The sequence below is a fragment of the Brachybacterium sacelli genome (assembly GCF_017876545.1).
GTDB lineage: Bacteria > Actinomycetota > Actinomycetes > Actinomycetales > Dermabacteraceae > Brachybacterium > Brachybacterium sacelli.
Genome location: NZ_JAGIOD010000001.1, coordinates 2755170 through 2775393, shown reverse-complemented (window position 1 = coordinate 2775393; position 20224 = coordinate 2755170). Strand labels below are relative to the sequence as shown.

At 67.5% G+C, this 20224-nt stretch carries 13 protein-coding genes and 3 rRNA genes; 1 reads left to right on the top strand and 15 read right to left on the bottom strand.

The features are described from left to right. Positions 1-4: 4 nt before the first annotated feature. The 7 genes from JOF43_RS12535 to JOF43_RS12505 form a co-directional block, all read right to left on the bottom strand. The gene (locus tag JOF43_RS12535; protein ID WP_209902467.1) at positions 5-850 is read right to left on the bottom strand and encodes a TlyA family RNA methyltransferase; all 846 of its coding nucleotides are present in this window, start codon (positions 848-850) and stop codon (positions 5-7) included. After that, on the bottom strand, positions 847-1863 hold the full coding sequence (locus tag JOF43_RS12530; RefSeq protein ID WP_209902464.1) for an HAD-IIA family hydrolase: 1017 nt from the start codon (positions 1861-1863) through the stop codon (positions 847-849). Before JOF43_RS12530 ends, JOF43_RS12535 begins: the two co-directional genes overlap by 4 nt. Beyond that, positions 1860-2858 (bottom strand): hypothetical protein, encoded by a 999-nt coding sequence (locus tag JOF43_RS12525; RefSeq protein WP_342592171.1) that lies wholly within the window; start codon positions 2856-2858, stop codon positions 1860-1862. The genes JOF43_RS12530 and JOF43_RS12525 overlap by 4 nt, the downstream gene beginning before the upstream one ends. Positions 2859-4144: 1286 nt before the next feature. Next, positions 4145-4261, bottom strand: a 5S ribosomal RNA gene (gene rrf, locus JOF43_RS12520). 111 nt (positions 4262-4372) lie between these two features. Then, a 23S ribosomal RNA gene (locus tag JOF43_RS12515) occupies positions 4373-7442 on the bottom strand. A gap of 351 nt (positions 7443-7793) precedes the next feature. Next, positions 7794-9313: ribosomal RNA gene (locus tag JOF43_RS12510) — 16S ribosomal RNA — on the bottom strand. Together the 16S, 23S and 5S rRNA genes form the textbook arrangement of a ribosomal RNA operon. A 501-nt stretch (positions 9314-9814) precedes the next feature. Beyond that, complete coding sequence (locus JOF43_RS12505) at positions 9815-10513, bottom strand: demethylmenaquinone methyltransferase (RefSeq protein ID WP_209902462.1); 699 nt, start codon at positions 10511-10513, stop codon at positions 9815-9817. A 130-nt stretch (positions 10514-10643) separates the two neighbouring features. Between JOF43_RS12505 and serC the strand changes: the two genes are divergently transcribed. Further along, positions 10644-11801 (top strand): phosphoserine transaminase, encoded by a 1158-nt coding sequence (gene serC, locus JOF43_RS12500; RefSeq protein WP_209902460.1) that lies wholly within the window; start codon positions 10644-10646, stop codon positions 11799-11801. A gap of 163 nt (positions 11802-11964) precedes the next feature. Here serC and JOF43_RS12495 read toward each other — a convergent pair whose 3' ends face one another. The 8 genes from JOF43_RS12495 to eno form a co-directional block, all read right to left on the bottom strand. Further along, positions 11965-12453, bottom strand: a complete 489-nt coding sequence (locus JOF43_RS12495) for a MarR family winged helix-turn-helix transcriptional regulator (protein WP_209902458.1) — start codon at positions 12451-12453, stop codon at positions 11965-11967. Then, positions 12450-13952, bottom strand: a complete 1503-nt coding sequence (locus JOF43_RS12490) for an NCS2 family permease (RefSeq protein WP_209902457.1) — start codon at positions 13950-13952, stop codon at positions 12450-12452. Before JOF43_RS12490 ends, JOF43_RS12495 begins: the two co-directional genes overlap by 4 nt. 52 nt (positions 13953-14004) lie before the next feature. Next, positions 14005-14802, bottom strand: a complete 798-nt coding sequence (gene nagB, locus JOF43_RS12485) for a glucosamine-6-phosphate deaminase (protein ID WP_209902455.1) — start codon at positions 14800-14802, stop codon at positions 14005-14007. A 317-nt stretch (positions 14803-15119) separates the two neighbouring features. After that, positions 15120-16493 carry an NAD(P)/FAD-dependent oxidoreductase gene (locus tag JOF43_RS12480; RefSeq protein ID WP_209902453.1) on the bottom strand — a complete coding sequence of 458 codons (1374 nt, stop codon included), beginning with the start codon at positions 16491-16493 and terminating at the stop codon, positions 15120-15122. A 135-nt stretch (positions 16494-16628) separates the two neighbouring features. Continuing rightward, positions 16629-17588, bottom strand: a complete 960-nt coding sequence (locus JOF43_RS12475; protein WP_209902451.1) for a Ppx/GppA phosphatase family protein — start codon at positions 17586-17588, stop codon at positions 16629-16631. After that, positions 17585-18160 (bottom strand): DUF501 domain-containing protein, encoded by a 576-nt coding sequence (locus JOF43_RS12470; RefSeq protein WP_342592170.1) that lies wholly within the window; start codon positions 18158-18160, stop codon positions 17585-17587. The genes JOF43_RS12475 and JOF43_RS12470 overlap by 4 nt, the downstream gene beginning before the upstream one ends. Further along, positions 18157-18843, bottom strand: a complete 687-nt coding sequence (locus JOF43_RS12465) for a septum formation initiator family protein (RefSeq protein WP_209902449.1) — start codon at positions 18841-18843, stop codon at positions 18157-18159. Before JOF43_RS12465 ends, JOF43_RS12470 begins: the two co-directional genes overlap by 4 nt. Positions 18844-18873: 30 nt before the next feature. Further along, positions 18874-20166 carry a phosphopyruvate hydratase gene (gene eno / locus JOF43_RS12460; protein ID WP_209902447.1) on the bottom strand — a complete coding sequence of 431 codons (1293 nt, stop codon included), beginning with the start codon at positions 20164-20166 and terminating at the stop codon, positions 18874-18876. Between the last annotated feature and the right edge of the window lie 58 nt (positions 20167-20224).

The following is a 20224-nucleotide window of genomic DNA, read 5'->3' as shown; positions in this document are numbered from 1 at the left end:
CTGGTCATTCCTCCTGGCTGTCGTTCGGGGCTGCGCGCTGGCGCGGCTGGTTCTCGCGCACGGCGTCCCCGATCATGTCACAGGCGACCTCGTCGGGCGTGCAGGTCACGCCGGTGGGCCGCAGCTGCAGGAAGTACTCGCGGTTGCCGTCCTGGCCGGGCAGGGCGCTGGGGCCGACGGCGCGCAGTCGGAGCCCGGTCTCGGCAGCGGCCTCGGCGACCCCGTGCACGGCATCGACCCGGGCAACGGGGTCGGAGACCACGCCGGTGCGGGGCAGCGCCGCTCGTCCCACCTCGAACTGGGGTTTCACCATGAGCAGGAGGTCGCCGGCGGGGCGGACGACGCGCGCCAGCGGCGCGATCACGGTGCGCAGGGAGATGAAGGAGAGGTCGGCGACCAGGAGGTCGACGACGCCGCCGACCAGCTCCGGGGTGAGGTCGCGCACGCTGGTGCCGTCGAGCACGGTCACCCGGGGATCCGCGGCCACGTGCTCGGCGAGCTGGTCGTGGCCGATGTCCACGGCGATCACCGACCGGGCGCCGCGGCGCAGGAGGACGTCGGTGAATCCGCCCGTGGAGGCGCCCGCGTCCAGGCAGCGCGCACCGGCGGGATCCAGGCCGAGGGCGTCGAGGGCGCCGCGGAGCTTGTGCGCTGCGCGCGAGGCGTATTCGACACCGTCGGGGACGTCGATGACCTGCAGCTTCACGCCGGCGGTCACGGGCGTCGAGGGCTTGGTGGCGAGGTGCCCGTCCACGCGGGCGCGGCCTTCGTCGATGATGCGCCGGGCGTGGGTGCGGGACCGGGCCAGCCCCGCGGCGAGCAGGGCGACGTCCAGACGCTCCGGGCTCACCGGTCGGTGGGGCGCTGCTCGGTGCCGTCGCGGTCCAGGAGGCGGCCGGTCCACGGCGCCCGGGGCGACCGGGCATGGAGGAGGGCCAGGACGGCACGCAGCACCCGCGGGTCCTCGAGCGCACCGGTCAGGACGACGTCTCCGTCGTCCCAGCGCGCGCTGACGGCGCCGCAGCGCGCAGTGTCGCCCTGGACGACGGGCAGCGGGAACGGGGCGCCGAGCTCGGAGAGGTCGGCGAGGATGAAGGTGGGTCGGCGCACGGGATCGGCCCGCAGCGCGGTGTCGATGCCGTCGACGCCCGTGAGGACCAGCAGGGAGTCCATGCCGGCGCGCACCGCGCCCTCGATGTCGGTGTCGAGCCGGTCGCCGATGATCAGCGGCCGCCGGGAGTTCGCGTCGCGAGCGGCGACGGCGAACATGCCGGGCTCTGGCTTGCCGGCGACCTCGGGCACGGCGCCGGTCGCGTGGCGCAGCGCCGCGACCATCGCGCCGTTTCCGGGGGCCATGCCCCGTTCGGTGGGCAGGGTGGCGTCGATGTTGGTGGCCATCCACAGGGCGCCGTGGCGGATCGCGTAGGCGCCCTCGGCCAGGAGGGACCAGTTCAGGTCCGGCGACCAGCCCTGGACGACCGCGACGACGTCCTCGCTGTCGGTCGCCGCGGGCTCGAGTCCGACCTCGCTGATCTCGGCGGCCAGGCTCTCACCGCCGACGACGAGCACCTTCTGTCCCGGCTCGAGACGATCCGCGAGCAGACGGGAGGCGACCTGCGGGGAGGTCACGAACTCCTCGGGCCGGGCGTCGACACCCACCTGGGCGAGGTGGTCGGCAGCCTGGCGCGGGGTGCGGGAGGCGTTGTTGGTCGCGAAGACGACCGTGCGGCCGGCTGTGCGGGCTCGCTCGACCGCTGCCGCGGCGTGCGGGATCGGGTTCCCTCCGTGCATGAGGGTGCCGTCGAGGTCCAGCAGCAGCGCGTCGTGGAGGTCCAGGAGCGACGGGTCGGGCCGACGGATCACGCCCGGCCCTCCGCACTCGATGCCGCGGACTGCGGGACCGAAGTCTCGCCGTCGACCGGAGTACCGGCACCGGCCTCCGCGGAAACGTCCTCGGGGTCCGCGACCTCCGCGGGCTCGTCCTCGGTGGTCGCCACGTTCTCGCTCGCGTCCTCGACGGACGTCGCCCCTGCCGTCGAGTCCTCGGCGGCGGCGGTGACCTGCACATCACCCTCGTCGCCGGAGGACTCGACCCCCGGCCCAGTGCTCGGGCCGCCCGAGGACCGGACCGCCGGTTCCTCGTCCGCCGCATCCGCCTCCTCCGCGCCCTGCTCCTCGGAGCTCGGGTCGTAGGCGTCCAGGACGGCGACCGACTCGTCGTCAGCGAAGGTCGGGTTCTCCTCGACCATCGGCGCGGGCCGTCCCAGGCGCTCGGCGGCGTCGGTCAGCTTTTCGGTGTCGGCATCGGCGGCGAGGGTGAGCCAGCGCTTGGACTCCTCGGTCCGTTCCGCACGGTCCAGCAGATCGGCATATGCGACCCACAGACGAACCTGCCAGCGACCGTCGACCTTGTGCCGGAGGGCGGGGACCTCGAGGGTGCGCAAGGCGGTCTCGACGTCGCCGGTGTCGGCATAGGCGCCGGCGACGACGATCATCAGCTCGATCGCCGCGTCGACCCCGAGCGAGGTGGCGTCGTCGGAGGCCGCGAGGTCGAGGGCGCGCTCCGGGCGTCCCATGCCGCGCTCGGAGTCGGCGATGAGAGGGAGGACATCGGTGCGTCCAGTGATGCGCAGAGAGGTGCGCAGCTCGCGCACCGCGGTGCGGAAGTCACCCGCACGGTAGGCGAGGATCCCATAGGTCTCGCGCACCGCTCCGACCCGGCCGCCGATGCGTGCCGCGAAGCGGGCATGCGCCTGCGACGCCTCGGAGTCGGTGTCCTCCAGGAGGTAGGCCGCGACCAGGTGCTGTGCGACGCGGTCGGCGGTCTCCTTGCTCAGGCCGCGCAGTTCCTCGCGCACCTCCTTGTCGAGCTCGCGCCCGGTGATGCCTTCGGGGATCCTGGGCTCGAAGGGGCGATCCGCTCGCGCCTCCTGGCCGGGCCGCGAGCTGCGACGGTCGTCGTGCCCGCCGCCGGACCTGCCGCGGTCGTCGTGCCCGCCGCCGGACCTGCCGCGGGCGTCGTGTCCGCCGCCGGTCCGTCCGCGGTCGTCCCGGGGTCCCCGCTCACCACGGCGCTCAGGGCCGGAGCCTCGGCCCCGACGGTCACCCGTCGAGTCGCGGTGGGGACGGTCGCCTCCGCCACGTTCATCGCGATCGTTCCCCCGACGCTCATCGCGGTACCCCGCACGGTCACGCCTGTCGCCGGAGCGCCCGTCACGAGGGCCACGCTTCTCCCAGGGACGGTCATCCCGGCGATCGCGCCTCTCCCCCGGACGCTCGTCCCGGCGATCACGCGAGCCGCTGCGATTGCCTCCGCGGTCCTCGGAGCGTGCGCCGCGAGCACCGTCGGTCCGGCGGTCGCCTCGGTACGGACGGTCGCCCGGGCGATCGGAGCGGTACGACCGATCACCCTGCCGCTCGCCGCGATCCTGACGGTTCGGACGATCACCCTGCCGGTCCGGACGCTCGGAGCGAGGGCGTCCGCTCCTCCGACCGTCGTCCGAGCGCTGGGAGGCTTCGCGGCCACGGTCCCCACGCGAAGGACGACCTCCGTACTCCCCCCGCGGCCCACCCCCGCCGGAGGTCGCGGACGAGCCGGACCAGGACTCGCCACCGGGATGCGGAGACCGAGCACGGGGCGCGGACGTGCGCTGGTCGCGCCGCTGGCCGCCCCGGCTGTTGCTGCCGTGCCCGCGGTCGTTCTCGCTGTTGCTGTACTCAGCCACGTGAACCGTCCGTCTCTCGTCGTCTCGCCCTATGCCGTTGTCAGTGGCCCAGCCTAGGGCGTCGGCGGGAATTGACTCACCGGTAGCCCGCCTTCCGTGACTGCTCTCACCGAGCAGGTCACAGCCGGATGAACGCGGGGTGCACCAGGACACAGCGCTCCGCCTCGGCCCCTGCAGAGCCCAGTGAAAAGAACCGGAAGCTCGTCAGGGGCACCCATCGAACCGGTGTGAACGGCGCCGAGCCCTCCCCCAACAGCTCGACTCGACGCCGGCCCGCTGCCACACGCTCAGCGCAGTGCCCACCTGCCGGGGACAGTCCGCTCCACCCGCGACCGCGTCAGGGCATGAAAAAGGGGAGTGGGAGGCGCGAAACCCCGGGGATCCAGGGTCTCCAGCTGCCTCCCACTCCCGTGGAAGATGTCCGGCGGCGTCCTACTCTCCCACACCCTCCCGAGTGCAGTACCATCGGCGCAATCGAGCTTAGCTTCCGGGTTCGGAATGGAACCGGGCGTTTCCTCGACGCTATGACCGCCGTAACACGACGAGACACAACCAGCCCACCAACACCACCCCCAAACGAGATGGCGTCCCGGGGTTGTTTCTCCAGAACCACACAGTGGACGCGAACACAGCACACAATACAAGTGTTGTTAAGTCATCGGCCATTAGTACCAGTCAGCTCCACACATTGCTGTGCTTCCACATCTGGCCTATCAACCCAGTCATCTACTGGGGGCCTCTCACACCACAAGGGTGCATGGATATCTCATCTTGAAGCAGGCTTCCCGCTTAGATGCTTTCAGCGGTTATCCCTTCCCGACGTAGCCAACCAGCCATGCTCTTGGCAGAACAACTGGCACACCAGAGGTCAGTCCATCCCGGTCCTCTCGTACTAGGGACAGGACTTCTCAAATATCCAACGCGCGCAGCGGATAGGGACCGAACTGTCTCACGACGTTCTAAACCCAGCTCGCGTACCGCTTTAATAGGCGAACAGCCTAACCCTTGGGACCAACTCCAGCCCCAGGATGCGACGAGCCGACATCGAGGTGCCAAACCATGCCGTCGATATGAGCTCTTGGGCAAGATCAGCCTGTTATCCCCGGGGTACCTTTTATCCGTTGAGCGACACCCATTCCACAATGGAGTGCCGGATCACTAGTTCCTGCTTTCGCACCTGCCCGACATGTCTGTCTCGCAGTCAAGCTCCCTTGTGCACTTACACTCAACACCTGATTGCCAACCAGGCTGAGGGAACCTTTGAGCGCCTCCGTTACTCTTTAGGAGGCAACCGCCCCAGTTAAACTACCCATCAGACACTGTCCCTGATCCGGATCACGGACCGAGGTTAGGAATCCAGAACGACCAGAGTGGTATTTCAACAATGACTCCACACTCACTGGCGTGAATGCTTCCCAGTCTCCCACCTATCCTACACAAGCCGTCCCGAACACCAATATCAAACTATAGTAAAGGTCCCGGGGTCTTTCCGTCCTGCTGCGCGTAACGAGCATCTTTACTCGTAATGCAATTTCGCCGAGTTCGCGGTTGAGACAGTGGAGAAGTCGTTACGCCATTCGTGCAGGTCGGAACTTACCCGACAAGGAATTTCGCTACCTTAGGATGGTTATAGTTACCACCGCCGTTTACTGGGGCTTAAATTCTCAGCGTCGACCCCCGAAAGGGTCTAACCGGTCCTCTTAACCTTCCAGCACCGGGCAGGCGTCAGTCCGTATACAGCGTCTTACGACTTCGCACGGACCTGTGTTTTTAGTAAACAGTCGCTTCTCCCTGGTCTCTGCGGCCCTCAGAGCTCTCACTCCTCGGGCCCCCCTTCTCCCGAAGTTACGGGGGCATTTTGCCGAGTTCCTTAACCACGATTCTCTCGAACGCCTCGGTATTCTCTACCTGATCACCTGAGTCGGTTTAGGGTACGGGCGACCGTATTCGTCACGCCGGAACTTTTCTAGGCAGTACAGGATCACTCACCTTCGCCCCTACGGGATCCCCATCACGTCTGACCCTCATGGCCCCAGCATTACCCGGGGCCGGGCTGCACGCTTAGACGGACTATTCCATTAAGTCCGCGGAAGCTACCTCACTGCGTCATCCCTCGCGCTGACCTACTACAACCTTGGTTCCCAGCCTCACCACCGACCCATCCCCGAAGGGACAGGAGGCGACTCGGGTGGTTAGCATCAGCTGCCTCGGTATGGGTCCTCCTACGATCGGTTCGGGAATATCAACCCGATGTCCATCGACTACGCCTGTCGGCCTCGCCTTAGGTCCCGACTAACCCAGGGCGGATTAACCTGGCCCTGGAACCCTTGATCAATCGGCGGACGGGTTTCTCACCCGTCTATCGCTACTCATGCCTGCATTCTCACTCGTACAGCCTCCACCACTGGGTTCCCCCGCGGCTTCACCGGCTGCACGACGCTCCCCTACCCACCCCGGCACATACGTCCGGAGTGACACAGCTTCGGCGGTGTGCTTGAGCCCCGCTAAATTGTCGGCGCAGAATCACTTGACCAGTGAGCTATTACGCACTCTTTCAAGGGTGGCTGCTTCTAAGCCAACCTCCTGGTTGTCTCAGCAACTCCACATCCTTTTCCACTTAGCACACGCTTAGGGGCCTTAGCTGATGTTCTGGGCTGTTTCCCTCTCGACCATGAAGCTTATCCCCCACAGTCTCACTGCTGCGCTCTCACGTATCGGCATTCGGAGTTTGGCTAAGGTCAGTAACCCGGTGGGGCCCATCGCCTATCCAGTGCTCTACCTCCGACACGAAACACGCAACGCTGCACCTAAATGCATTTCGGGGAGAACCAGCTATCACGAAGTTTGATTGGCCTTTCACCCCTATCCACAGGTCATCCCCTCCATTTTCAACTGAAGTGGGTTCGCGCCTCCACGCGGTCTTACCCGCGCTTCACACTGCCCATGGATAGATCACTTCGCTTCGGGTCTAGAGCCGGCGACTGAACGCCCCGTTCAGACTCGCTTTCGCTACGGCTACCCCACACGGGTTAACCTCGCCACCGACCACTAACTCGCAGGCTCATTCTTCAAAAGGCACGCCGTCACCCCTCAAGGCTCCGACGGATTGTAAGCACACGGTTTCAGGTACTATTTCACTCCCCTCCCGGGGTGCTTTTCACCTTTCCCTCACGGTACTTGTCCGCTATCGGTCAAGAAGTAGTATTCAGGCTTACCAGGTGGTCCTGGCAGATTCACACCGGATTTCACGGGCCCGGTGCTACTCGGGAACAGCATCACGCCGTACAGCAGTTTCGTCTACGGGGGTCACACCCTCTACGCCATCGCACTCACCACGACTTCGACTACCACTGCACGTCCACGCCGATCCGCCGGCAGACGGACCAGACACGTCCCACAACCCCCAACCTGCAACCCCTGCCGGGTATCACACAGACCAGGTTTAGCCACCTCCGCTTTCGCTCGCCACTACTCACGGAATCACTCTTTGTTTTCTCTTCCTGCGGGTACTGAGATGTTTCACTTCCCCGCGTTCCCTCCACACCACCTATACATTCAGTGGCGGGTACCGCGACATGACTCGCGGTGGGTTTCCCCATTCGGACATCCTCGGATCACAGTTCGGTTGTCAACTCCCCGAGGCTTTTCGCAGACTCCCACGTCCTTCGTCGGCTCTTCTTGCCAAGGCATCCACCGTGCGCCCTTTAAAACTTAGACAACACAAAGACACAAAATCTAAAAATTGCTTACAAGATGCTCGCGTCCACTATGTAGTTCTCAAGAAACAACCCCACACCCACCACCACCGCCAACCAGCGATCCATGGTAAGGGAGGACCAGCCACACACCCCCAGACCCGAAAGCCCAGGAGACGCGTGCAGCCTCACAACCCAATAGCGTGTCTCCACCTCGAACCCGCCACCCCAGCCCGTTCCAGACCCCGAAGGAGTCGTACTAGAGCCGGCCATGACCGGTGAAGTGCCCATCCGTTGATGTTCCACCCGTGAGCAACCACCCCCACCACACTCGGGCAGGAAGATGGCCACCAATACTGGTGATGCTCCTTAGAAAGGAGGTGATCCAGCCGCACCTTCCGGTACGGCTACCTTGTTACGACTTAGTCCCAATCACCGATCCCACCTTCGACAGCTCCCTCACGAGGATGGGCCACTGGCTTCGGGTGTTACCGACTTTCGTGACTTGACGGGCGGTGTGTACAAGGCCCGGGAACGTATTCACCGCAGCGTTGCTGATCTGCGATTACTAGCGACTCCGACTTCATGGGGTCGAGTTGCAGACCCCAATCCGAACTGAGGCCGGCTTTTTGGGATTCGCTCCACCTCACAGCTTCGCAACCCATTGTACCGACCATTGTAGCATGCTTGAAGCCCAAGACATAAGGGGCATGATGATTTGACGTCGTCCCCACCTTCCTCCGAGTTGACCCCGGCAGTCTCCCATGAGTCCCCGCCATAACGCGCTGGCAACATGGAACGAGGGTTGCGCTCGTTGCGGGACTTAACCCAACATCTCACGACACGAGCTGACGACAACCATGCACCACCTGTGCACCAGTCCAAAGAAAGCCACATCTCTGCAGCCGTCCAGTGCATGTCAAGCCTTGGTAAGGTTCTTCGCGTTGCATCGAATTAATCAGCATGCTCCGCCGCTTGTGCGGGCCCCCGTCAATTCCTTTGAGTTTTAGCCTTGCGGCCGTACTCCCCAGGCGGGGCACTTAATGCGTTAGCTACGGCGCGGAGAACGTGGAATGTCCCCCACACCTAGTGCCCAACGTTTACGGCATGGACTACCAGGGTATCTAATCCTGTTCGCTACCCATGCTTTCGCTTCTCAGTGTCAGTAATGGCCCAGAGACCTGCCTTCGCCATCGGTGTTCTTCCTGATATCTGCGCATTTCACCGCTACACCAGGAGTTCCAGTCTCCCCTACCACACTCTAGCCTGCCCGTACCCACCGCACGCCCGAGGTTGAGCCTCGGGTTTTCACGGCAGACGCGACAAGCCACCTACAAGCTCTTTACGCCCAATAATTCCGGACAACGCTTGCGCCCTACGTATTACCGCGGCTGCTGGCACGTAGTTAGCCGGCGCTTCTTCTGCAGGTACCGTCACTTTCGCTTCTTCCCTACTGAAAGAGGTTTACAACCCGAAGGCCGTCATCCCTCACGCGGCGTCGCTGCATCAGGCTTTCGCCCATTGTGCAATATTCCCCACTGCTGCCTCCCGTAGGAGTCTGGGCCGTGTCTCAGTCCCAGTGTGGCCGGTCGCCCTCTCAGGCCGGCTACCCGTCATCGCCTTGGTGAGCCATTACCTCACCAACAAACTGATAGGCCGCGAGTCCATCCCTCACCGAAAAACTTTCCAGAAACCACCATGCGGCGGAAACTCGTATCCGGTATTAGCCTCGATTTCCCGAGGTTATCCCGAAGTGAGGGGCAGGTTACTCACGTGTTACTCACCCGTTCGCCACTAAATCAGACCAGGCAAGCCCGGTCGTCATCGTTCGACTTGCATGTGTTAAGCACGCCGCCAGCGTTCGTCCTGAGCCAGGATCAAACTCTCCATGAAAACATAGAAAAAATCCCGGCAAACAACAAACAACCAGCATAAACTGCTGTATCATCCGTTAAAATTTGCCATTCAAAAAAATGGCATCAACAAACAGACACGCTATTGAGATATCAAGCAACACGCGCACTCGGCCGTCCAAGCCTTTCGGCTCTTCCGCTCCGGGGCAACCCTTATAACTTAGGGCGTCCGGTCCTCCATGTCAACTCGGTGGGATGTGATCCGCGCCGCGCCGACTGCTGTCGGAGAGACCTGCTGTGCCAGTTCAGTGCCGGTTTCCTGGTCGAACCTCTCGGCTCTTCCGCTGTCCCGTTCTGTTGGGCACGAGGAAGAACATTACGCAGGTCGCTCAGGGCCCGTCAAGCCAGAACGGCTCGTCCGGCCGTGTGCTGCGCCACATCCGTCGTGTGATGACAGCATTGCAGGTCACGCCGTTGATCGCACCTTCCGCGGTGTGCCCGTCGACTCTGGCGAGCGAGGGCGACCCTCGGGAATGCTCCGTCAGGTGTGAGGCACGACGCCGCGATGGAGCGCGACGATCCCCCCGGTCAGGTTCCGGTACCGCGCTCGGGTGAGGCCGGCCGCGAGGAACCATCGGCGCAGCTCTTCCTGATCCGGCCATTCGAGAATCGACTCGGCCAGGTAGTCGTAGGCCTCGGCACTCGTGGCGAGCCGGCGCGCCACCGCCGGCAGGGCTCGCAGCAGATACCTCTCGTAGACCGTGCGGAACAGCAGAGAGGTGGGAGTGGAGAACTCGCAGACGACCACGCGACCTCCCGGTCTCACCACGCGCGCCATCTCGGCCAGGGCGTCCTGCGGCCTGTGCACGTTGCGCAGCCCGAAGGAGATCACGGCGGCGTCGAAGGAGTCGTCGGCGAAGGGGAGGTGCTGCGCGTCGGCCCCGATGAAGGGGACCGGCGCTCCGCGACGCCGGCCCTCTGCCATCATCCCCAGGGAGAAATCGGCGGCGACCACCCGCGCGCCGCTCCGTGCGATCGCCGCGGAGGACGTGCCGGTGCCCGCCGCGAGGTCCAGGACCGTACCGTCGGTCTCGATCTCGAGCGCGTCGACCATGGCCGCGCGCCACATCTGGACCTGTCCCAGGGCGGCGACGTCGTTGATGAGGTCGTATCGTCCGGCGATGCTGTCGAACATCCCCGCGACGTCGTACGGCTGCTTGTCGAGATCGGCACGGTTCATGTCCTGATCTTCCCATGACCCGGGCGCGCGCACGGACCGATCGCGAGCTCGATGCCGAGGCCTGGCAGGATGGGCACGCCTGCCGCCGGATCCGCCGACGGCATCGCTCACGCATCTCGAGGAGCAGCCGATGTCCGATGCCCGTACCGCACGCGCCGAGACCATCCGCGGTCTGTCGATCCCCGGGGAGCTGCTCCCGGTGGACGGTCGATTCGGCTCCGGTCCCTCTCGCATCAGGGCCGCGCAGATGGACGTGCTCAGCTCCGTGTCCGGCTCGGTACTGGGCACCTCGCACCGCCAGCCGCCGGTCAAGCAGCTCGTCGCGCGCATCCGGGCCGGGCTGCGCGAACTGTTCTCCCTGCCCGAGGGGTACGAGGTCGTCCTGGGCAACGGCGGGTCGACGGCCTTCTGGGACGTCGCCGCTCTGGGTCTGATCGAACGTCGCTCGCAGCATCTGGTACTCGGGGAGTTCTCCGAGAAGTTCGCGACCGAGGTCGCCGATGCCCCGCACCTCGACTCACCGGAGATCCTGCGGGCCGCCCCCGGCGGCCTTCCCGTCCCGGTGGCTCGCGAGGACGTCGATGCCTACGCGTGGCCCCACAACGAGACCTCGACAGGCGTGATGGCCCCCGTCCGACGTCCCGAGGGGTCGACCGAGGGCCAACTGGTGCTCGTCGATGCCACCTCCGCCGCGGGCGGGGTGGAGGTCGACGTCGCCCAGACCGATGCGTACTACTTCGCGCCGCAGAAGGCCTTCGCCTCCGACGGCGGCCTCTGGCTCGCGCTGCTCTCCCCCGCCGCGATCGCGCGAGCCGAGCGCCTCGCGGCCGACGGGGACCGATGGATCCCCTCGTTCCTCTCGCTCACCAGCGCGATCGACAACTCCCGGAAGGACCAGACCCTCAACACCCCGGCGGTCGCGACCCTGGTGCTGCTGGCCGAACAGATCGACTGGATGCTCGACCAGGGCGGGCTCGCCTGGGCGGATGCTCGCACGGCCGCCACCAGCGGGATGCTCCAGGACTGGGCCGCCCGACGGGAGGAGATCACTCCCTTCGTGACGGACCCACAGGCTCGTTCCCAGGTCGTGACCACGCTGGATGTGGACGAGGCCGTCGACGCCACCGCGATCACCGCGGTGCTTCGCGCCCACGGGGTGCTCGACATCGAGCCCTACCGCAAGCTCGGCCGCAACCAGCTGCGGATCGCGACCTTCCCGGCCGTGGGCGAGGACGACGTCGCGGCCCTCCTGGCCGTGCTCGACCACGTCCTGGACCGCTCCGCCTGAACCGATCCTGAGCCTGTCGGCTCCCCGGGCCCTGGACGAGATCGGCCGGACCACCCCACCGGTGGTCCGGCCGTTCTCGTCGCTGCGGCGATCAGGTCCTCACGCCCCGCGCTCAGGGATCCGGCGGGACGGGTCCCGTCCCCGCCACGGCGGACCTCGACGCTCAGTCGCGCCGTTCGATGAGCGTCCGACGCAGCAGCGCGGTCGCCTCGCGCAGGGTCTCTCGTTCCTCCGGCCCGGCCGCCTGGAGCCGACTGCGCAGCCACGCGTCCCGCTCGGCGCGCCCCTGAAGCACGACCTGCTCCCCCGGTTCCGTGAGCGTCACCCGCACCTGGCGCCCGTCCCCGGGATGCGCGGCGCGCCGCACCAGGCCGGCCTCCTCGAGCCGGCCCAGGATCCGCGTCATGACCGGGGGGCTGACGTGCTCAAAGTCGGCGAGGGCCCCGGGGGTCGACTCCCCCGAGCGCTGGAGGTAGGCGAGCACCGAGTACTGGGAAGCGGAGACGTCCTCGGACGCGGTGTGGGAGCGGAGGATGCGGGAAGAGACGAGCAGCAGCCGGCGCAGCTCGCCCGCCAGCTCCGTGACCTCGTCATGGCCCTCGCCGGGTCCGTCGACCCCGACGGACGGCCCGTCCTCGCCCTGCGGCGTCACAGCAGCAGACCCTCGAAGGCACCGCGCAGGAAGTACACGACGAAGAGCACTGCGATGACGTACATGAGCCAGTGCACCTCGCGCGCCTTGCCGCGCACCACGCGGATCAGCACGTACATGAGGAAGCCGGCGCCCATGCCGACCGTGATCGAGTAGGCGAAGGGCATCAGGATGATGGTGAGGAAGGCCGGCAGCGCGACCTCGACGTCGGTGAAGTCCAGGTCAGCGACCTGCGTCATCATCAAGAAGCCCACCATCACCAGGGCCGGGGTGGCCGCTTCGTAGGGCACCAGCGCGACCAGCGGGGACAGGAACGTCGTGAGCAGGAACGCGATGCCGACCACGACGGAGGCGAGTCCCGTGCGCGCCCCTTCGGCGACACCCGAGGTGGACTCGACGAAGCTGGTGTTGGAGGAGACGCCGCCGGCGCCGCCGGCGATCGCGGCGACCGAGTCCACGACGAGGATCCGCTGCGAGTACGGGATCTCCCCGGCGTCGTCGACGAGGTCTGCCTCGGAGCCGACGGCGACCATCGTGCCCATGGTGTCGAAGAAGTCGGCCAGCAGCAGCGAGAAGACGATGACGATCGCCCCGATGCCTCCGGCGGCCGTGATCCCGCCGATCGGGTCGACGGTGAACAGGGTCGCGAAGTCCGGCGTCTGGACGGGGAACTCCGTGATCGCCGGGACGTTCATGGCCCAGCCCCCGGGATTCCCGCCGGCGCCGGTGTCATCGGGGGCGGCGAAGGCCCCGAGGTGCGTGAAGCGTTCGATGACGATAGCCAGCACCGTCGCCGAGACGATCGCGATGAGGATGGCTCCGGGGACCTTGCGCACCCACAGGACGAACATCAGCAGCAGCCCGGCGACGAACACGAACGTCGGCCAGCCGGTCAGCGAGCCGTCGTTGCCCAGCTGGACGGGGGTGCCGGCAGCAGTGGTCACGAACTTCGCGTTGAACAGGCCCAGAAAGGCGATGAACAGGCCGATGCCGACCGCGATCGCTGTCTTGAGGAAGGGCGGGACCGCGTTGAAGACCGCCCTGCGGAAGCCGGTCAGGACGAGGATCAGGATGACCACGCCCTCGAGCAGGACCAGGCCCATCGCGCCGCCCCAGGTCATCCCGGGCAGGGGGACCACCGAGTAGGCGATGTACGCGTTCAGTCCGAGTCCGGTCGCCAGGGCCAGTGGGAACTTCGCCCATGCCCCCATGAAGATGCTCAGCAGCCCTGCGACCAGCGCGGTGCCGGCGGCGACTGCCGGCAGGTTGGGCTCCGCCCCTCCCCCGAGGTACTGCCCGGTCGAATCCGGCACGGTCCCGATGATCAGCGGGTTCAGGACGACGATGTAGCACATCGAGAAGAACGTGACCAGGCCGCCGCGGATCTCGCGGGCCAGCGTCGAACCGCGCTCGGAGATCCGGAAGAACCGGTCGAAGCCGCTGGGCGGTGCCGTGACCGCCGGGGAGGGGGACGAGGAGGAGGGATCGACCTTCTGCATGAGATCGATCGTATCCGGCCCTCCCCTGCCCGGTCGCCCCCGGCGGTCCTGCTCAGCTGTGAGGTGCGACGGGACCGGAGTGCTCGAGGCCGCGGGCGTACCGGTAGTAGTCGGCCAGTTCGAGGCGGGAGGCGGCGGCCTCGTCCACCACGACGGTGACGTCCGGGTGCAGCTGGAGGCTGGTGGCAGGCCAGCGCGCGCTGATCGCGCCCTCGGCGAGCTGCGCCACGGCCTCGGCCTTGCCCTCCCCGGTCGCCGTCAGCACGATGCGGCGTGCTTCGCGGATCGTGCCCAGCCCTTGGCTGAGGGCGCGGACGGGGACGTCCTCGGAGTTCTCGAAGAAGCGCGCGTTGTCCGCGATGGTGCGCCGGGTCAGACCGACGACGCGGGTGCGGGAGGCCAGCGAGCTGCCGGGCTCGTTGAAGGCGATGTGCCCGTTGGAGCCGATGCCGAGGATCTGCAGATCCACGCCACCTGCCTCCGTGATCCGTCGGTCGTAGGCCGCGGCCTCCGCCGCAGGATCGGCGGCGGAACCGTCCGGTGACAGGACCGCCGAGTCGTCGATGTCGACATGGGAGGTGAAGTTCTCACGGATGAAGCGGTGGTAGCTCTGCTCGTGCCCGGGCGGCAGGCCCACGTACTCGTCCAGCAGGAAGGCGCGAACCCCCGCGAAGGAGAGTCCCTCCTCGCGGTGGCGGCGGATCAGCTCGGTGTAGGCCGGGACCGGAGAGGAGCCGGTGGCCAGCCCCAGGACCGTGCCGCTCCCGACGCTCTCCTGCAGCGTGCGCACGAAGACGTCGGCGACGACCCCCGCCCGCTCGACCGCGTCCGTCACGATGTGGATCTCCATGAGGTCCTTTCCTCCCGGCCCTGCCGCCCTGACAGCGGTCCCTGGCCATACCTGCTCACGTAATGGTGCAAATGAGCATACTCCGTCATCCGTGGGGAGTCGTCTCTCGACGAGCATGAGGTGGACCACCGGTGTCGGGACCACCAGTGTCGGGACCACCGGTGTCGGGACCACCAGTGTCGGGACCACCGGTGTCGGGACCGCAGGGGCCGCGCACCGCGATCATCACCCCGTACGCGAGGAGACACCGCCGCGCAGTGCGCGACGGTGCCTCGATCAGCGACGGGAGCGGCGGCGGTCGGCGGCTCCCGACCGGATCACTTCTTCTTGCCGGTGTTCGCGGCGTACTCGAAGGCGGCGCGCGGGGTCGAGGACTGCGGGATGCCGATGATGTCGCGGCGGGAGATCAGGTTCGTCGCCCAGCCCGCGATCACCGCGGCCTTCCGGCCGAGGGTCGGCATCGCGTACACGTGGTAGGCACGGGCCATGGCCCACGCCGGCAGCCCGCGGATGTCGAGCTCCTTGTCTGCCACGTTCAGGCGGCCGACGCCCTTGTACATACCCAGGGTCGCCATGACGCCGAGGTTCTTGTGGTAGTAGTCCACCAGCGGCCGGCCCTGCACGGAGCGGGCGATGTTGTCGGCCACGCGCTTGCCCTGACGCACGGCGTGCTGTGCGTTGGGCGGGCAGAACTTGCCCTCGCCCGAGGCGAGGTCCGGCACCGCGGCGCAGTCGCCGCCGGTGAACACGTTGTCGAACGGGCCGTCGGTGCCGTTGACGCGGAGGTCCGCCAGGGCGTCGAGCTTGCCCATCATGGGGCCGCGTTCGGTGATCACCGGGAGATCGGAGGACTCCTCGTCGCCGAGCACCGGATTGGGCTTCACACCGGCGTTCCACACCAGCAGGCCGGACTCGAACTCGTCGCCGTCGCTGGTCTTGATGACGCCGTCCTCGGCGGAGTTGAGGAAGGTCTCGAGCTTGACCTCGACGCCGCGCTCACGCAGCTGGTTCAGCACGTAGGCACGCTGGTCCTCGGTGAGCTCGGGGAACACGAACGGCGCGGCGTCGATGAGCACGAAGCGGATGTCCGAGGCGTGCAGATCGGGGTAGTAGCGCAGCGCGTCGCGGACCATGTCCTCGGTCTCGGAGACGGCCTCGCCGCCGGCGAAGCCACCGCCGATGAAGGTGAAGGTGAGCAGGCGCTTGCGGATCTTCGGATCCTTGGTGGAGGCGGCCTCGGCGAGGTTCGCGAGGATGCGGTCGCGCACGGCCACGGCCTCCTCGATCTGCTTGAAGCCGATGGCGTTCTCCGCCAGGCCCGGGATGGGCAGCAGACGCGGGACGGAGCCGAGGCCGACGACCAGGTAGTCGTAGGAGATCTCGAGCTGGACGTCCTCATCGGTGGTCACCACGACGGTGTTCTCCGCGCTGCGGATCTGCGACACCGAGCCGGTGACGACCTTGGTGCCCGCGAGCACCTTGCGCAGGGGGGCGAGGACGTTGCGGGGGTCGATGCTGCCGGCGCCGACCTCGGGGAGGAAGGGCGCGTAGGTCATGTACGGCCGCGGGTCGACGATGGTGATGGCGACCTCGGAGCCGAGGGTCTTGCGCAGATCGGACGCGGTCGTCAGACCGACGGAACCGCCGCCGAGGATCAGGACATGGGGCTTACCGCCGAAAGTGGTGTTCATGGACCCCAGCCTAGAACTGTGTGGGCCCTGAGACAAAAACGACGTCGCCCATGGACAGGCCGTGACGTGCCACGACCCGTCGACAGTCCCGCCACGCGGCGTCCCGTGCGCGCGAGGGAGCCTGTCCTGGGTGGTTCAGCCCACGTGATCCAGCAGGTCCAGGGCGATTCCGTCGAGGATGTCGTGCTCGCTGGTGCGGGTCTGCGTGATCCCGGAGGCCGCAGCCACCCGCTGCATGATCCGCGACCAGATCAGTGCCCCGGCGCCGATCACGTCGATGCGACCGGGGTGGATCAGCCGGTGCTCCGCGCGCTGGACGCGGGTGCGCGAGAGCAGGTCACGACACTCCCGCTCGACGTCCTCGATCTGCAGGGTCGCGCCGTGGGTGACGTCGGGTCGATAGTCCTGCAGGCCCTCGGCCACGGCCGTGATGGTGGTCACGGTGCCGGCGACGCCGACCAGTGCGGTCGCACGCTGGAGCGGCACCGCCGCCGCGGCCTCGTCGAGCAGGGCGTCGATGTCGACGGTGGCTGCGGCGATCTCCGCGGCCGTGGGCGGGTCGGTGGCCAGGTGCCGCTCGGTGAGGCGGACCGAACCGATGTCCAGGCTGATGCGGTGGGTGGGGGTCTCCGTGCCGAGCACGAGCTCGGTGGAGCCGCCTCCGATGTCGACCACCAGGCGCGGTCCCTCGGGCAGTCCGTCGACCGTGCTGACGGCGCCGCGGAAGGAGAGAGCCGCCTCCTCGTCGCCGGTGATCACCTCGGGGCGGACACCGAGGATCTGCTCGATGCCGCCGATGAACACCTCCCGGTTGGCGGCGTCGCGCGTGGCGGAGGTCGCGACGAAGCGCACGTCCCGTGGGGCGACCCCGTGGTGGGTGATGAGCTCCTGGTAACCCCGGGCCGCCCCGAGCGTGCGCTCGATCGCCACGGGGTCGAAGCGGCCGGTGCGGTCCACGCCCAGGCCCAGGCGGACCATCTCCAGGCGCCGTTCGAGGTCGACGAGCGCACCGGTGGTCGGGTCGCGGCGGGCGATGAGCAGACGGATGGAGTTGGTGCCGCAGTCGATGGCGGCGACCGGCGCTGACAGGCTCATCGTGCCTCCCCCTCTCCGCGGGCCTCGGGGTCGGGGCCGGCCCCGGCCTCCGCGCTCTCGCAGCGGCAGACCAGCTCGGGGATCACGCCGTCGAGCCCGGCGAGCACCCGGTCGGCGACTGGGTTGACGCCCGGGCCCTCGGCCAGTGCCTGCCCCGCCAGGGCATGGAGGCATTTCACCCGGGTGGGCATGCCGCCCGCGCTGACGTGGCGGACCTCCTCGGCCTCCCCGATCTCCGCGCGGCGGGCGAGATAGCGCTCATGGGCGCGGCGGTATCCCGCGGCCAGCCCCTCCTCGCCGCTGAGCCGGTCGGTGAGCTCGGCCATGGCGCCGGTGGCCTCGAGCCGGGAGAGGACCAGGGTGAGCCACGGGAGCGTGAGGTAGAACGAGGTGGGGAAGGGGGTGCCGTCCTCCAGCCGGGGTGCGGTGCGGACCACGGCGGGGCGGCCGCAGCCGCAGCGGCGAGCGATGGAGACCACCCCGCGCATGTCCCGCCCCAGCTGCTGCCGCATCACCGCCAGATCGTGCTCGTCCGCGGGGGTGTCGTAGGGAAGAGGAGGGAGTGCTGTCACTGGTCGGGGTCCTGGTCGGTGGTGTCGGCGGGTTCTTCGTCGGGGACGTCCTCGTCGGTGGATCCGGTCTCGTCGGGGATGTCCTCGGGGGTCAGACGGCTGGCACCCTCGACGCTCTTCCAGAGGGTCGAGTACCACTCACCTTCCTGAGCCTTCTCCGCGGCCTGCTCCGCCTCGGTGAGGGGGACGTCCTGCCCGGACGTGTCGGTGAGGCGGTACTGGGTCTCCCCCGGCATCGCGAAGAGCAGCCGCTCGCGGGCACGGGCGGCGACGAAGGCCGGGTCCTCCCAGCGGGCGACCTCCTCGCGCAGAGTCTGAACGTCCTGCTCCTGGCGTTCGACCTGGGTGCGCAGCTCCGCCATCTGCTGACGCTGGGCGACGTAGTTGTTGATCGTGGGGACCAGCGCGGCCAGCGCGATCACCACGAGGGCGACCAGGGCGAGGGTGCGACGGGTGATGGTGATGCCCGGGCCGTCCTCCTCGGGACCGCGCGGGGCGGTGCTGCGAGGACGGGAGGCGGGGGCCGGACCGCGACTGCGGGAGGCACCCGGGCCCTTCGACGCGGCCTGGCGCGAGGGGCTGCCGGAACCGCGTGCGGACGGTCTCGCCCCGGAGCGACGGGCCCCGGACGCAGAGACCGGGCGCCTCGCTGATCGCGGGGCACCCGGTCGTCTGCTGCTCATGCCCCGAGGTTACAACCTCGGGCTGGGCGTTCAGGCGGAGAAACGCGTGAAGCGGGGGAATGCTGCCGCGCCCGCGTAGCGCGCGGCGTCGTCCAGCTCCTCCTCGATGCGCAGCAGCTGGTTGTACTTGGCCACGCGCTCGCCACGGGCCGGGGCGCCCGACTTGATCTGGCCGCAGTTGGTGGCCACGGCGAGATCGGCGATCGTGGTGTCCTCGGTCTCGCCGGAGCGGTGGGACATCATGGCCTTGAAGCCCGCACGGTGCGCGAGGTCCACGGCGTCGAGGGTCTCCGACAGCGAACCGATCTGGTTGACCTTCACCAGCAGGGCGTTCGCGGAGCCCTCGGCGATGCCGCGACCCAGACGCTCCGGGTTGGTGACGAACAGGTCGTCGCCGACGAGCTGGATCCTCGACCCGACGCGGTCGGTCATGGCCTTCCAGCCCTCCCAGTCGTCCTCGTCCAGCGGGTCCTCGATGGAGACCAGCGGGTACGCGTCGACCAGCTCGGCGTAGTAGTCGATCATCTGGGCCGAGGTCTTCTTCTCGCCCTCGAAGGTGTAGGCACCGTCGGCGAAGAACTCGGAGGCGGCCACGTCCAGGGCCAGGGCCACGTCCTTGCCCGCCTCGAAGCCCGCGCGGCCGATGGCCTCGACGATCAGGTCGAGGGCCGCCCGGTTGGAGTCGAGGTTCGGGGCGAAGCCGCCCTCGTCGCCGAGTCCGGTGGCCAGCCCGCGCTCCTTGAGCACGCCCTTGAGGGCGTGGTAGACCTCGGCGCCGACGCGCAGCGCCTCGCTGAAGGTCTCCGCCCCGATCGGGGCGATCATGAACTCCTGGATGTCGACGTTGGAGTCCGCGTGGGAGCCGCCGTTGAGGATGTTCATCATCGGCACCGGCAGGATGTGGGCGTTGGGACCACCGACGTACTGGTACAGCGGCACGCCCGCCGAGTCGGCGGCGGCACGGGCCACGGCGAGGGAGACGCCGAGGACGGCGTTGGCGCCGAGGGTCCCCTTGTTCGCGGTGCCGTCGAGCTCGATCATCGCGGCGTCGATCGCGCGCTGCTCCTGGACGTCCATGCCCAGGATCTTGGGCTGGATGTCGGTGATGACCGCCGAGACGGCCTCCTCGACGCCCTTGCCCAGGTAACGGTTCTTGTCGCCGTCGCGACGCTCGACCGCCTCGAAGGCGCCGGTGGAGGCGCCGGAGGGCACCGCGGCACGGGCCACGATGCCGTCGGACAGGAGGATCTCCACCTCGACGGTGGGATTGCCTCGGGAATCGAGGATCTCGCGGGCGTGAACGGCATCGATCAGAGCGGCCATGGGCTGTTCCTTCCTTCAGGGCGACAAGCGGTCACGGCGGTCGTCGCTGACCGTCCGC